Origin of the sequence: Pasteurella sp. WM03 (assembly GCF_004570945.1) — a bacterium.
Taxonomy (GTDB): domain Bacteria; phylum Pseudomonadota; class Gammaproteobacteria; order Enterobacterales; family Pasteurellaceae; genus Rodentibacter.
The window spans coordinates 1-14,882 of sequence record NZ_SPPO01000003.1 but is presented as its reverse complement, the minus strand read 5'-3'; the positions used below and the strand labels follow the sequence as shown (position 1 = coordinate 14,882).

The 14,882-nt window shown below is 40.3% G+C and carries 12 protein-coding genes and 1 pseudogene; 11 read left to right on the top strand and 2 right to left on the bottom strand.

The window, feature by feature from the left end; all coding sequences use genetic code 11:
* Positions 1-17 precede the first annotated feature (17 nt).
* The 6 genes from trmD to E4T92_RS03945 all read left to right on the top strand — a co-directional run bounded on the left by trmD (position 18) and on the right by E4T92_RS03945 (position 6,031).
* Positions 18-755, top strand: coding sequence for a tRNA (guanosine(37)-N1)-methyltransferase TrmD (gene trmD / locus E4T92_RS03970; RefSeq protein WP_135093540.1), 738 nt, complete (start codon positions 18-20; stop codon positions 753-755).
* Between the two features lie 153 nt (positions 756-908).
* Entirely contained in the window at positions 909-1,259 is a 351-nt protein-coding gene (gene rplS / locus E4T92_RS03965; RefSeq protein WP_049358025.1) for a 50S ribosomal protein L19, read from the top strand.
* 197 nt (positions 1,260-1,456) lie between these two features.
* Positions 1,457-2,308, top strand: a complete 852-nt coding sequence (focA, locus tag E4T92_RS03960; RefSeq protein WP_135093539.1) for a formate transporter FocA — start codon at positions 1,457-1,459, stop codon at positions 2,306-2,308.
* Between the two features lie 43 nt (positions 2,309-2,351).
* Positions 2,352-4,664, top strand: a complete 2,313-nt coding sequence (gene pflB / locus E4T92_RS03955; RefSeq protein WP_167754002.1) for a formate C-acetyltransferase — start codon at positions 2,352-2,354, stop codon at positions 4,662-4,664.
* A 120-nt stretch (positions 4,665-4,784) separates the two neighbouring features.
* The gene (gene pflA / locus E4T92_RS03950; RefSeq protein ID WP_077542407.1) at positions 4,785-5,525 is read left to right on the top strand and encodes a pyruvate formate lyase 1-activating protein; all 741 of its coding nucleotides are present in this window, start codon (positions 4,785-4,787) and stop codon (positions 5,523-5,525) included.
* A gap of 38 nt (positions 5,526-5,563) precedes the next feature.
* Positions 5,564-6,031 carry a surface-adhesin E family protein gene (locus E4T92_RS03945; protein WP_135093537.1) on the top strand — a complete coding sequence of 156 codons (468 nt, stop codon included), beginning with the start codon at positions 5,564-5,566 and terminating at the stop codon, positions 6,029-6,031.
* 41 nt (positions 6,032-6,072) lie between these two features.
* On the opposite strand, the gene E4T92_RS03940 is transcribed toward E4T92_RS03945, so the two are convergent.
* Positions 6,073-6,414, bottom strand: a complete 342-nt coding sequence (locus E4T92_RS03940) for a helix-hairpin-helix domain-containing protein (RefSeq protein WP_077542405.1) — start codon at positions 6,412-6,414, stop codon at positions 6,073-6,075.
* A gap of 186 nt (positions 6,415-6,600) precedes the next feature.
* On the opposite strand from E4T92_RS03940, the gene E4T92_RS03935 reads away from it, so the two are divergent.
* The 3 genes from E4T92_RS03935 to E4T92_RS03925 all read left to right on the top strand — a co-directional run bounded on the left by E4T92_RS03935 (position 6,601) and on the right by E4T92_RS03925 (position 9,189).
* Positions 6,601-7,401 carry a helical backbone metal receptor gene (locus tag E4T92_RS03935; protein ID WP_135093536.1) on the top strand — a complete coding sequence of 267 codons (801 nt, stop codon included), beginning with the start codon at positions 6,601-6,603 and terminating at the stop codon, positions 7,399-7,401.
* An 83-nt stretch (positions 7,402-7,484) separates the two neighbouring features.
* The gene (locus E4T92_RS03930; RefSeq protein WP_135093535.1) at positions 7,485-8,459 is read left to right on the top strand and encodes an iron ABC transporter permease; all 975 of its coding nucleotides are present in this window, start codon (positions 7,485-7,487) and stop codon (positions 8,457-8,459) included.
* Positions 8,452-9,189 (top strand): ABC transporter ATP-binding protein, encoded by a 738-nt coding sequence (locus E4T92_RS03925; RefSeq protein ID WP_135093534.1) that lies wholly within the window; start codon positions 8,452-8,454, stop codon positions 9,187-9,189. Before E4T92_RS03930 ends, E4T92_RS03925 begins: the two co-directional genes overlap by 8 nt.
* Before the next feature lie 83 nt (positions 9,190-9,272).
* Here the strand turns inward: E4T92_RS03925 and E4T92_RS03920 are convergent, their stop codons facing one another.
* Positions 9,273-9,737, bottom strand: a complete 465-nt coding sequence (locus E4T92_RS03920) for a hypothetical protein (RefSeq protein WP_135093533.1) — start codon at positions 9,735-9,737, stop codon at positions 9,273-9,275.
* A gap of 596 nt (positions 9,738-10,333) precedes the next feature.
* On the opposite strand from E4T92_RS03920, the gene E4T92_RS03915 reads away from it, so the two are divergent.
* Both E4T92_RS03915 and E4T92_RS03910 read left to right on the top strand, forming a co-directional pair.
* Positions 10,334-11,215: an OmpA family protein gene (locus tag E4T92_RS03915; RefSeq protein WP_077542400.1), complete on the top strand. Its 882-nt coding sequence runs from the start codon at positions 10,334-10,336 to the stop codon at positions 11,213-11,215.
* Between the two features lie 78 nt (positions 11,216-11,293).
* Positions 11,294-14,882 (top strand): annotated as a pseudogene (locus E4T92_RS03910) (hypothetical protein); the annotation flags it as partial.

Sequence of the window (14,882 nt, the reverse complement as noted above, 5' to 3'; positions counted from 1 at the left end):
CAAAGTAAGGCTGAATTATGCAGATCGGAATAATTACGTTATTCCCCGAAATGTTTAAAGCAATTACGGAATTTGGGGTAACCGGTAGAGCCGTAAAACAAAATCTCTTGCAAGTGCAATGTTGGAATCCTCGTGATTTTACACGAGATAAGCATAAAACGGTCGATGATCGCCCTTATGGTGGTGGGCCGGGAATGCTAATGATGGTGCAGCCTTTACGGGATGCCATTCACGCAGCAAAAGCGGTTGTAGGAGAAGGTGCAAAGGTGATTTATCTTTCACCGCAAGGACGTAAACTCGATCAATCCGGTGTCGTAGAGTTGGCACAGAATCAAAAATTGGTTTTAGTGTGTGGGCGGTATGAAGGGATTGATGAACGATTGATTCAAACTGAAATTGATGAAGAATGGTCAATCGGTGATTACGTTTTAACCGGAGGCGAATTGCCGGCAATGACATTAATTGATGCCGTTGCGCGGTTTATTCCCGGTGTATTAGGCAAACAAGCTTCCGCAGAAGAAGATTCTTTTGTAGGCGGTTTATTAGATTGTCCACATTACACTAGACCGGAAGTTTTAGAAGGCTTAACTGTACCACCTGTGCTGATGTCGGGGAATCACGAAGAAATTCGCAAATGGCGGTTAAAACAATCGCTTGAGAGAACGTGGCTCCGTCGCCCTGAGCTATTGGAAGGCCTAGCTCTGACTGACGAACAATGTAAGCTGTTGAAAGAAGTGAAAGCGGAACAACAGTAGAGTTTTGCAAAATAGTTTAGTTAAGATGTAAGTGATAAGCTGAAGACAGTACATGAGTACAGAAAAGCAAAGCCACGTAGCAGATTAATTACAATATGTAGCAAAACAAATCAGTTAATTCTAGGATCATTAGATCAATGTAAGGATCAAAAAATGTCTAACATTATTAAACAACTTGAACAAGAACAATTAAAACAAAACGTACCTAGCTTCCGCCCAGGTGATACTTTAGAAGTTAAAGTATGGGTAGTAGAAGGAAGTAAACGTCGCTTGCAAGCATTCGAAGGCGTGGTTATTGCAATTCGTAACCGTGGTTTGCACTCTGCATTTACTTTACGTAAAGTGTCAAATGGTGTGGGTGTTGAGCGTGTATTCCAAACTCACTCACCAGTGGTGGATTCCATCACAGTTAAACGTAAAGGTGCAGTACGTAAGGCGAAACTTTACTACTTACGTGAGCGTTCGGGTAAATCTGCTCGTATTAAAGAGCGTTTGGGCGAATAATTTCGCAAAGAGAGATGTATATAAGGCTTGGGTTTTCCAAGCCTTTTTTGTTATCAAAATTAGAAAAACTTAACAAAACTTGCAAAATATCAAATTTTGTTTAAATAGCTATGGGGAGTATCTTGCAAAGCATACCTAAGAGAGTAGAATACCCACAATTGTAGTACTAAAAAAGAATCATCATATTTAGGAGTTTTATGTCGGATGTTAAAAACTCTTCCACGGTAGCATTAACACCGGTTGAAGCAACAGATTTCGCAGAAAATGCGGCTGTTTATAAAGCGAAGAAGCGTCCGTTTCTTTCTTTTATGTCCGGTATTAACGCAGGTGCGTGTATTGCATTAGCATTTGTTTTTTATACCACGACACAAACGGCATCTGCAGGTGCGCCATGGGGAATGACTAAATTAGTTGGTGGCTTAGTGTTTTCTATCGGGGTGATAATGGTAGTGTTGTTAGGATCTGAACTTTTTACTTCATCAACACTCACATTTATTGCTAGGGTTGGAGGAAAGATTACCACATGGCAAATGCTTCGTAACTGGATTGCTGTCTATTTAGGTAATTTTGTTGGCGGTCTGATAATTGTCGCACTTATTTGGTTTGGTGGACAAACGATGGCGGTAAATGGGCAATGGGGGTTGACTATCCTTAATACGGCACAGCATAAGATTCACCATACTTGGTTTGAAGCATTTAATTTAGGCATTTTATGTAACATCATGGTGTGTTTAGCCGTCTGGTTATCTTATTCTGGTAAAACCGTTGTAGATAAAGCATTTATTATGATTATGCCGATAGGTTTATTCGTTGCATCCGGTTTTGAGCACTGTGTTGCGAATATGTTTATGATTCCAATGGGAATCATTACTGCACATTATAGTAGTCCGGAATTTTGGCAACAGTTAGGTATTGAAGCGAGTCGATATGCTGATTTAGATGTTTATCATTTTATTGTCAAGAATTTAATCCCAGTCACGTTGGGGAATATTGTGGGCGGTGCAATTTGTATCGGTTTATTCCAACGTTACTTAACAAAATCCCACTAACATTGAAACAAATTATTTTTATTAATTAACAAAGGAAATGACTATGTCAGAACTTAATGAATCGCAAAAAGTTGCGTGGGCCGGCTTCACCGGCGGTGATTGGCAAGAAAATGTCAATGTGCGTGATTTTATTCAAAAAAACTACACGCCTTATGAGGGTGATGATTCTTTCTTAGCAGGACCGACCGAGGCAACCACTAAACTTTGGGAATCGGTGATGGAAGGAATTAAAATCGAAAACCGCACACATGCGCCATTAGATTTTGATGAATTCACGCCATCAACTATTACTTCTCACGCACCGGGTTATATCAACAAAGATTTAGAAAAAATCGTTGGTCTTCAAACCGATGCTCCTCTAAAACGTGCCATTATGCCATTCGGTGGTATCAAAATGGTGGAAGGTTCATGTAAAGTTTATGGACGTGAGCTTGATCCTGAAGTGAAGAAAATCTTTACTGAATATCGTAAAACCCATAACCAAGGGGTATTTGATGTTTATACACCGGATATTTTACGTTGCCGTAAATCAGGTGTATTGACCGGTTTACCGGATGCTTATGGTCGTGGTCGTATCATTGGGGATTATCGCCGTGTTGCACTTTATGGTGTTGATTTCTTAATGAAAGATAAATTCGCTCAATTCTCCTCTTTACAAGATAACCTTGAGAACGGTGTCGATCTTGAAGCCACGATCCGCTTACGTGAAGAAATTGCGGAACAGCACCGTGCCCTTGCTCAAATGAAACAAATGGCAGCAAGTTATGGTTACGATATTTCTAATCCTGCCACGAATGCACAAGAAGCGATCCAATGGATGTATTTCGCTTATTTAGCTGCGATCAAATCACAAAATGGTGCAGCAATGTCATTTGGTCGTACTGCGACTTTCATTGATATTTATATCGAGCGTGATCTAAAAGCAGGTAAAATCACCGAAGTAGAGGCACAAGAATTAGTCGATCACTTAGTGATGAAATTACGTATGGTTCGTTTCTTACGTACACCTGAATATGATCAATTATTCTCAGGTGACCCAATGTGGGCAACGGAAACTATTGCGGGAATGGGAATTGACGGTCGTACATTAGTCACCAAAAATACCTTCCGTATTTTACATACGCTTTATAATATGGGCACTTCTCCGGAGCCAAACTTAACGATCTTATGGTCTGAACAGTTACCGGAAAACTTTAAGCGTTATTGTGCCAAAGTGTCTATTGATACATCATCAGTTCAATATGAAAATGACGATTTAATGCGTCCGGATTTCAACAATGATGATTATGCTATTGCATGTTGCGTATCACCGATGGTGGTTGGTAAACAAATGCAATTCTTTGGTGCCCGTGCGAACTTAGCAAAAACCTTGTTATATGCAATCAATGGCGGTATTGATGAAAAATTAGGTATGCAAGTTGGTCCTAAAACTGCACCAATTACAGATGAAGTATTAGATTTTGATACGGTAATGACTCGTATGGATAGCTTTATGGACTGGTTAGCAAAACAGTATGTTACTGCGCTAAACATTATCCACTATATGCATGATAAATATTCATATGAAGCGGCACTAATGGCATTACATGATCGTGATGTGTACCGCACAATGGCGTGTGGTATTGCAGGTCTTTCTGTGGCGGCAGACTCACTTTCAGCCATCAAGTATGCGAAAGTGAAACCAATTCGTGGTGACATTAAAGATAAAGAAGGCAATGTGGTTGCGTCTAATGTTGCCATCGACTTTGAAATCGAAGGTGAATACCCACAATATGGTAATAATGACAATCGTGTAGACGATATTGCCTGTGATCTAGTTGAACGTTTTATGAAGAAAATTCAAAAACTCAAAACTTATCGCAATGCTGTACCTACTCAATCAGTACTAACGATTACATCTAACGTAGTATATGGTAAGAAAACAGGGAATACACCGGATGGTCGTCGTGCCGGTGCACCATTTGGACCTGGGGCAAACCCAATGCACGGCCGTGATCAAAAAGGTGCAGTAGCTTCATTAACCTCTGTGGCTAAACTTCCGTTTGCTTATGCGAAAGATGGTATTTCTTATACGTTCTCAATCGTACCAAACGCATTAGGTAAAGATGCTGAAGCACAACGTCGTAACCTTGCCGGCTTAATGGATGGCTATTTCCATCACGAAGCAACCATTGAAGGTGGCCAACACTTAAACGTCAACGTGTTGAACCGTGAAATGTTGTTAGATGCTATGGAAAATCCGGATAAGTATCCACAATTAACGATTCGTGTATCGGGTTATGCCGTGCGTTTTAACTCTTTAACTAAAGAGCAGCAACAAGATGTGATTACCCGTACTTTCACGGAATTCATGTAAAACGTTAAAAAATTAACCGCACTTTAGCGGAAAAATAGTGAGCCTGAATAAAATCAGGCTCATTCTTTATCATCAGATGTGTTGATAAAATTTAGCTATATTTTAAATTGTGAGTTTATTATGTCTGTTTTAGGAAGAATCCATTCATTTGAATCTTGCGGTACTGTTGATGGGCCGGGCATTCGTTTTATTTTATTTATGCAGGGTTGCCTTATGCGTTGTAAATACTGTCATAACCGTGATACGTGGGATTTAGATGGCGGTAGAGAAATCAGTGTTGATGAACTAATGAAAGAAGTAGTGAGTTATCGCCATTTTATGAATGCAACAGGCGGAGGGGTAACTGCATCCGGGGGGGAGGCAATTCTTCAGGCGGAATTTGTTCGAGATTGGTTTAGTGCTTGTAAAAAAGAAGGGATTAATACTTGCCTTGATACCAATGGTTTTGTTCGCCATTATGATCATATTATTGATGAATTACTGGATGTAACCGATCTCGTATTACTTGATTTAAAAGAATTAAATGATCAGGTTCACCAAAATTTGATCGGTGTACCCAATAAACGAACGCTTGAGTTTGCAAAATATTTACAAAAGCGTAATCAAAGAACATGGATTCGTTATGTGGTCGTACCGGGCTACACAGATAGCGATCATGATGTCCATCTACTCGGACAATTTATTGAGGGAATGGAAAATATCGAAAAAGTTGAGTTATTACCCTATCACCGACTTGGTGCGCATAAATGGAAAACTCTCGGGTTTGATTATGAACTTGAAGATGTGATGCCGCCAACACGAGAATCGTTAGAGCATATAAAATCTATTTTGGAAGGATACGGACATACCGTTAAATTCTAATCAACAGCAGAGGCTAATATTAGGCTAAGGAGTCAATAATGAAAAAGCTGATTTTAATCTTTCCTGTCATTTTGCTTGTCGCCTGCTCTGTTCCGACACAAAAAAATATTGAACATCAAGATGTTAAGTTAACTCCTCCAAAACAAGATCGTAAAGGTTATGTTCGCTTAGTTAAAGATGTTAATTATTATATTGATACAGACTCAATCTGGGTTGATAACGAAGAACTCCAAGAAGTACATTTTGATGCCATTGTGAATTTATCACAGGGTTTATATGTTTACCCAAAAGAATCGAAACGCTATGCACGTTCTGTTCGCCAATATAAGATTTTGAATTGTAAAAATTATCGCCTAACACAAGTTCGTACTGATTTCTATGATGAATTTTGGGGAGAAGGCCTACGTGCAGCACCTAAAAAACAAGAGAAGTACAGTATTCGTTTAACGCCTCATACCACACTTTATAATGCCGCACAGATTATTTGTGTGAATTATAGTAAATAGTTTATGGAGAGAGTAAAAGGTCGCTCATTGCGACCTTTGAATTAAAAAACTAAGCGATCTCGGTTTTTCTCAAGGGTGGCTTTGCCAATACCTTGTACTTCAAGGAGTTGCTCGGCTGTGGTGAAATTCCCGTGCTTTTCGCGATATTGCACAATGGCTTCTGCTTTTTTGGCACCAATACCGGTTAAGGATTTTTGAATTTCACTTGCCGTTGCGGTATTGATATTCAGCTTATCACTAATATTTTGTGCCGGCACATTTTCGCTGACCGAAGTTTGTGTGCCTATAGAGGCTACGGATTTATCTTCTGCAAGTGATGAACCTGCGCTAAATAACGTACTTCCTAAAATGATTGAGCTAATTAAGGTTTTAATTAATTTCATAGTCTTTCCTTGTTAATGGTGAGAATGTTGATAAAATCAACGCCAACATTTTTCTATTTCTATGAAAATAAACAAGAAATCGACCGCACTTTTGCGATCTGGCTCGAAAAAATTCAGGTTTTATGAAGTAAAAACGGAAGTTTATGAAATAATATTGCGATTGATGTGGTATCAGAATTATAGGTTATGTTTAAATTTTTTGTTTTTTTTACCGCACTTTTTCTTTCTTTTTCCTCTTCTGGCGAACAATTTATATCTCTGACGCTATGCAGTGATCGGCTTTTGGCAGAATTAACCCGTCCTGAACAAATCGTTGCACAATCATCTTATTCCAAAAATCCACTGATGATGTTAGATAAAGTCAATACCGATAAACCGGCGATTGAACCGCAACTCACCGCATTATTACCTTATTTAGATAAAACCATACTTATCAATGAAACATTTTATCCTCAGCTTCTGGAAGAACTGAAAAAACTGGGGGCAAAGGTGATTCCCATTAACGATGATCCACAAACCCCTGATGAACTCTTTGCACTGATATTGAAACTGGGAAAAATCACAGACAATGCAATTCATGCTGAGCATTTGGTGAAAACCTTGAAATCGCAAAATTTCAAGCTAAATCAATCCCTCACAGATACTTTAATGCTGTCAGATACAGGTGTCGTGGAAAGCGGTTTTCCACAATATTCCGCTTTGCTTAATCTGCTTGGACTAACCCCATTGAAAATCCCCTTTACCGCACAAAATTTTTCCCTCGAAAAAATGTTGCTTACCCAACCGAATCTACTGATTGAAATCTCAGACAAACGAAGTTATAACGAACAGACGGAGTTGCTCAATCATCCGATTTTAAAAAAACTTTTTAAAAACCGACCGCACTTTCGTATTCCAATGAAATACACTTATTGCTTTGATCATGGTGTGTGGAAAGGGGCGGAATTAATTTATCAACAATACCATCGCCTGGGTCAGGTTAATTAAAAATATGATATTTAGAGAATTGCTGTATGATGTGAAAAAGTGGATATTCGCCCATAAACATGAAGGAAAATGACCGCACTTTTATGAAAAAATATCTTAACTTATTGCTTTTTCTATCCTTAACATTGATTGTTGCATGGGCACTTTACCACCAACTCAGTGATTTTGCTCGGCTAAAAAATGCAGATGGCGTACTGACGGATATGCGTTCCCTTGTGCTTTGGGATATTCGCCTGCCTCGCCTATTACTGGCTGTACTGACAGGCGCAAGCTTAGCACTTGCCGGTAATGCGATGCAGGCGATTTTCCAAAATCCCCTTGCTAGCCCGGGATTGCTCGGGAGTGCGAGTGGAGCAACCACTGTTAGCGTCTTTTTACTCTACTATTTTTCCCTTCCGGCAAGCTTGTTGTTATTCGGTGGTGTTCTTGGGGCATTAGCCAGTTTTGCTTTAGTCTATCTCATTGCCTATAAACGAGGCACAATGGTAATGATTTTAAGTGGCGTGGCGGTGAATATGCTACTCGGCTCGGCGATCGCACTTTTACTTTCCAACGCCGAAAGTCCGTGGGCATTGGCGGAACTCTATCGCTGGCTGCAAGGCTCGTTAGTGTGGGCAAAAATGGATACGATACTTTTATCTCTCCCGATTCTATTGCTCGGTTGCTTTTGCCTTTTTCAGCAACGGCGTTATATCGACTTTCTCACCTTTGGCGAAGAAACCGCCATCACGATGGGCATTGACCCCAAACGGAGTTTTTTTATCACCGCATTTGGCGTGGCATTGCTGGTTGGTGCAACCATCCCGCAAACGGGAACGATAGGCTTTATCGGCTTAATTGCCCCTCATTTTTCTCGCATGTTACTCAAAAAACGCCCGTCTCAGCTTTATGTGAGCAGTGCGTTAATCGGTGCTTTATTGTTGGTCATCTCTGATCTTAGTGTGCAATATCTCCCGCTTTTCTCACACATCTACATCGGCACACTTACCGCTATGATTGGCGCACCTGTTCTGGTTTGGATTTTACTCACGCAGCAACGGAGGCTTGCCCGTGATTAACATTGAAAAGGTAAGCCAGCCCTATGGCTTAAGCAATGTCAGTTGCCATATTCCACAAGGAAAATTAGTCGGCATCATGGGAGCAAATGGTGCGGGGAAATCGACCTTGTTGAAAAGTATTGCAGGAATCTTACCCCTTGCAAGCGGTCAAATTTGGGTAAATACTTGTAAATTAAGCGAAATGACCGCCCATCAAAAAAGCGAACAGTTGGCGTATTTAGCCCAAAATACAATGATTCAATGGGATCTCTCTACCTACGAAGTGATCGCCTTAGGTTTACTTTATCCCCTTAATCGTGCAAAAGAGCAAGAAAAAGTGCGGTCGGTTTCAGACCGATTTTCTGTTTCTGCCTTATTGGATAAACCCTTTCAGCAACTTTCAGGCGGTGAAAAAGCTCGTGTACAACTGGCCCGTTGTTGTATCAAAAATACACCATTATTGCTTGCCGATGAGCCAATTGCGCCGCTTGATCCTTATTACCAAATTGATATCATGGAACAGCTTAAATCCCTCACGCCCAAACAGACGTGTGTAGTGGCAATCCATCATTTATCACTGGCGTATAAATTTTGTGATGAAGTGATTTTGCTTGATAAAGGCAAAGTGCTGGCCTATGGTGAAACACAAGCAGTGCTGAATGATGAAAATCTTGCAAAAGCCTTTAGGGTACGTGCCGAATTTGATTTAGTGAGAAAAGAGGTGTTGGGTGTAGAGAAGTTGGATAGCTAATTCCAACTTCTTAGATTATTGGGAAAATTGGGGAGTAATCTTCCTAAAAATCAACTAGTTCAGTGCTTTTTTCCTTCCATTATTCAACTTTCTTTACAACTTAACCACTGTACTTGTGTTCCCTGATAATTTTTGTAGTAAATGCTGTTATGTTGGCGTGCGATTAAATCAACAAAGTTTCCCTCTATTGGCTGATAAGATCGATAAATCACTTCAAATCTTGAGGCTCGAGCATTTAAGGCTCGGTTTTCAATATGATCAAATAGCACAGCTTTCCCCCCGTCTAACTGAAAATAAATCCCAAAATTCCCTTGTATTCGGCTTTCTCGTGAAAGGGGAAAATAGGTGGTTAAATAAGAGGTAGATTGAGTTTCAGTATTTTTACAAACGTAGTAATAACGTTTATAAGCTGTCGGATCATTTAGCTCTGTTTGTGTGATATTTGCCTTTAAGAAATGGGTTTTAATAGGGGGATTAGGGGATTTCGCTGTGCAAGCGAATAGAATTGATACTGTAGCAAAAAGGAAAATTAGCTTGAATTTATCCATAATCAACAAAGTAGTAGGGAATAAAATGAGACATAATAGCGAAAATTCGAGGAAGTGCAATTTTTTGAATTGCTTGAGGAAATGTCCGGTATCTTTTATCTTTTGCTAGGAAGGAATATAACTTGCTATGAAGTTTCCTAAAGGAAAGATTTCACTGATTCTTGCTATCATCCATTTATCAATATACCTTAACAAGAGTTACTTGGAATTAAAATATTAAGTCTTGAAAAAGTGTTAAGTTCAGGAAAAATTGAACTAGAATACAATTTTCTTGTCTGAGATTCGCTCTTTTGAACAGGCTATTATTCTTAATTTCGATTGTGGATTATAACAGCATATTTGGTATGTATTTTGAACGATAATAAGGTTTTTTATTGATATATTCGTATATTGATATATCATATTATATGCTGTCCTTAACTCTTAGGTTAGATCCAGTGAACAATTGATAAGTGAGGATGAAGTGTTAGATGGTCTCCTATTTACATTTTTAATCGTTGCTGGCTAAATCTAAAGGTTTATAGGAATCTTAAAATAGGCTACGGTAGTTATACTGTGTCTTATGGAACTTAGAATAGTAACGGAGGTTAGTACAAATGAAAAAACCACTACTAGGTTTAGCTGTCGTATTGGCAGTAACTGGCTGCGCTACTCAACGGGGAGATAATCAACCGTTAGAAGTATGGCAGAATTTTAGCGAGAGCAAAATTAATGCGTCTCAAATTAATGAGGATAAATCATTAGCGGTATTTTATCGCCAAAATGATGTAAATGGTCCTGCCGTAAATATTTATGTTAACGGAGATTATCAGGCATCATTATTACCAAATGCTTACACTTCAACAATGGTGTGTGCTGGGAAATCTTTATTCTCTTCTTCTTTTACATCTAGTAGCAAATTTGGTAATCGTACCGCTGGTATGCAGTATAACTTACCTGCTACAAAAGTTAGTTATATTAAAGTTGGTCAAGCGGCTAATGGTAAACTGACTTTCACACAAATGGATGCTGCAATTGCTGAACAAGAAATTGCAAAATTACCAAGAGAAAATCAAACTCTTTCTCGCGTTGCGACTAAAGATTGTAACCAACCTAAGTTACTTGAAACTGCAGTATTAGATGCAGATGCGTTATTTGCTTTTAACAAATCTGAATACAAAGATATGTTGCCGAAAAGCAAACAACGTATTTCGGAATTCGCTCAGAAAGTAAATCAGATGCCAGGTGTAGCGAGTATGACAGTTATTGGTCATGCAGACCCGGTTGGTTCAGCGGCATACAACAAAACATTGTCCCAAAAACGTGCTGAAAGTGTGAAACTAAGCCTTCAAAGATCAGGTGTTAAAGTTCCAATTAGCGCAGAGGGATATGGTTCATCCGCTCCAATTGTGACAAATTGTGATCAATTTAAAGGTGCTGAACGTAATAAATGTAACTTACCGAACCGTCGTGTAGAAATCGCAGTATACGGCAATTAATAACGGATAGTTAATAAATTTTAACGGCTTTGAGATTATTGGAATCTTAAAGTAATAACAATTGATATAGGGGAATTTATGTCAACTACATTAAAAGTTTTAAGTGCTAAAAAAGTTGTTTCAGTCCATAAGATTGAAAATGGCGAAAAACTTGTTCTGCAAGCCAGAGAGAATAGCAATTATCAATTAATTGACGATTCAACAGGTCTTGGTCCACAGAATATCATTACCAAGCGTGTAGGAAAAAATTTAGAGATTAGCTTGGAAAATGGTGATCAACTACCTGATATCATTATCGAGAATTATTATGAAGATAATGGTGAAGAAACCACCAATCTGATTGTTGGTCAACACGAAAATGGCAATATTTATGCCTATATTCCGGAATCCGGCGTGCAATCTGATGCAGTAAGTTTATTAGCGGATCAATCTGCTGCAGCTCAAGCATTAGGTGGTGAAGAGCTAGCTACTGCATTTTGGGCATTTAACCCTTGGTGGTTATTGGCTTTAGCTCCATTGGCGATTGCCGGTGCCGCTATCGGCGGAGGTAGCAGTGGCGGTGGTAGCGGCAGTGGCAACAGCGTCCCTGATAACGTGAAAAACTTGGTAAAAGCAGCAGAAGACGCAGAAAAAGCAGCAGAAAAAGCACTTGAAGATGCGAAAGCTGACGGTGTGATCACGGCTGAAGAGAAAAAAGCCATTGAAGATGCAAACGCTGCGGTTGAAAAAGCAAAAGACGATGCACAAAAAGCCATCGATAGTTTGCCAAATAGCAAAGATAAAGACGATTTACAAGGTCGTTTAGACGAAGTAAATCCGGTGGAAGTACCAAAAGTGACAGATACCTCTGATGCAAACAACAACGGTATCCCGGATGATGTTGAAGATGCTGTCAATGACTTGGTGAAAGCCGCAGAAGATGCAGAAAAAGCAGCAGAAAAAGCACTTGAAGATGCGAAAGCTGATGGTGTGATCACGGCTGAAGAGAAAAAAGCGATTGAAGAGGCGAACAGTGCCGTTGAAAAAGCAAAAGACGACGCACAAAAAGCCATCGACAACTTGCCGGACAGCAAAGGTAAAGAGGAATTACAAGGTCGTTTAGATGAAGTAAATCCGGTAGAAGTACCAAAAGTGACAGATACCTCAGATGCAAACAACAACGGTATCCCGGATGATGTTGAAGATGCTGTCAATGACTTGGTGAAAGCCGCAGAAGATGCAGAAAAAGCGGCAGAAAAAGCGCTTGAAGATGCAAAAGCTGACGGTGTGATCACGGCTGAAGAGAAAAAAGCGATTGAAGAGGCGAACAGTGCCGTTGAAAAAGCAAAAGACGACGCACAAAAAGCCATCGACAACTTGCCGGACAGCAAAGGTAAAGAGGAATTACAAGGTCGTTTAGATGAAGTAAATCCGGTAGAAGTACCAAAAGTGACGGATACCTCTGATGCAAACAACAACGGTATCCCGGATGATGTTGAAGATACTGTCAATGACTTGGTGAAAGCCGCAGAGGATGCAGAAAAAGCGGCAGAAAAAGCGCTTGAAGATGCGAAAGCTGACGGTGTGATCACGGCTGAAGAGAAAAAAGCGATTGAAGATGCAAACGCTGCGGTTGAAAAAGCAAAAGATGATGCACAAAAAGCTATCGACAACTTGCCGGAAAGCAAAGGTAAAGACGATTTACAAGGTCGTTTAGACGAAGTAAATCCGGTAGAAGTACCAAAAGTGACAGATACCTCTGATGCAAACAACAACGGTATCCCGGATGATGTTGAGGATGCTGTCAATGACTTAGTGAAAGCAGCAGAAGATGCAGAAAAAGCAGCAGAAAAAGCACTTGAAGATGCAAAAGCTGACGGTGTGATCACGCCGGAAGAGAAAAAAGCGATTGAAGATGCAAACGCTGGGGTTGAAAAAGCGAAAGACGACGCACAAAAAGCCATTGACAACTTGCCGGACAGCAAGGGTAAGGAGGACTTACAAGGTCGTTTAGACGAAGTAAATCCGGTAGAGGTTCCTGATGTTACTGATGCTAACAGCAATGGTATTCCGGATGAGCAAGAAAAAGCATTAGATGACTTAGTGAAAGCAGCGGAAGACGCAGAAAAAGCGGCAGAAAAAGCACTTGAAGATGCGAAATCTGATGGTGTGATCACGGCTGATGAGAAAAAAGCGATTGAAGATGCAAACGCTGCGGTTGAAAAAGCAAAAGATGATGCACAAAAAGCTATCGACAACTTGCCGGACAGCAAAGGTAAAGAGGAATTACAAGGTCGTTTAGATGAAGTAAATCCGGTAGAAGTACCAAAAGTGACAGATACCTCTGATGCAAACAACAACGGTATCCCGGATGATGTTGAGGATGCTGTCAATGACTTAGTGAAAGCAGCAGAAGATGCAGAAAAAGCGGCAGAAAAAGCACTTGAAGATGCGAAAGCTGATGGTGTGATCACACCGGAAGAGAAAAAAGCGATTGAAGATGCAAACGCTGCGGTTGAAAAAGCGAAAGACGACGCACAAAAAGCCATTGACAACTTGCCGGAAAGCAAAGGTAAAGAGGAATTACAAGGTCGTTTAGACGAAGTAAATCCGGTAGAGGTTCCTGATGTTACTGATGCTAACGGCAACGGTATCCCGGATGATCAAGAAAAAGCATTGGAAGATGTGGTGAAAGCCGCAGAAGACGCAGAAAAAGCAGCAGAAAAAGCACTTGAAGATGCGAAAGCTGACGGTGTGATCACGGCTGATGAGAAAAAAGCGATTGAAGATGCAAATGCTGCGGTTGAAAAAGCAAAAGATGATGCACAAAAAGCTATCGACAACTTGCCGGAAAGCAAAGGTAAAGAGGAATTACAAGGTCGTTTAGACGAAGTAAATCCGGTAGAAGTACCAGAAGTGACAGATACCTCTGATACAAACAACAACGGTATCCCGGATGATCAAGAAAAAGCATTAGAAGATGTGGTGAAAGCCGCAGAAGACGCAGAAAAAGCGGCAGAAAAAGCGCTTGAAGATGCGAAAGCTGATGGTGTGATCACCCCTGAAGAGAAAAAAGCGATTGAAGATGCAAACGCTGAGGTTGAAAAAGCGAAAGACGACGCACAAAAAGCCATTGACAACTTGCCGGACAGCACAGGTAAAGACGCATTACAAGATCGTTTAGATGATGTCAATACCGTGGAAGTCCCTGATGTTACTGATGCTAACGGCAATGGTATCCCGGATGATCAAGAAAAAGCATTGGAAGATGTGGTGAAAGCCGCAGAAGACGCAGAAAAAGCAGCAGAAAAAGCGCTTGAAGATGCGAAATCTGATGGTGTGATCACGGCTGATGAGAAAAAAGCGATTGAAGATGCAAATGCTGCGGTTGAAAAAGCAAAAGATGACGCGCAAAAAGCACTTGATAATTTACCGGACAGCAAAGGTAAAGAGGAATTACAAGGTCGTTTAGACGAAGTAAATCCGGTAGAAGTACCAGAAGTGACAGATACCTCTGATGCAAACAACAACGGTATCCCGGATGATCAAGAAAAAGCATTGGAAGATGTGGTGAAAGCCGCAGAAGACGCAGAAAAAGCAGCAGAAAAAGCGCTTGAAGATGCGAAAGCTGATGGTGTGATCACACCTGAAGAGAAGAAAGCGGTTGAAGATGCAAATGCTGCGGTTG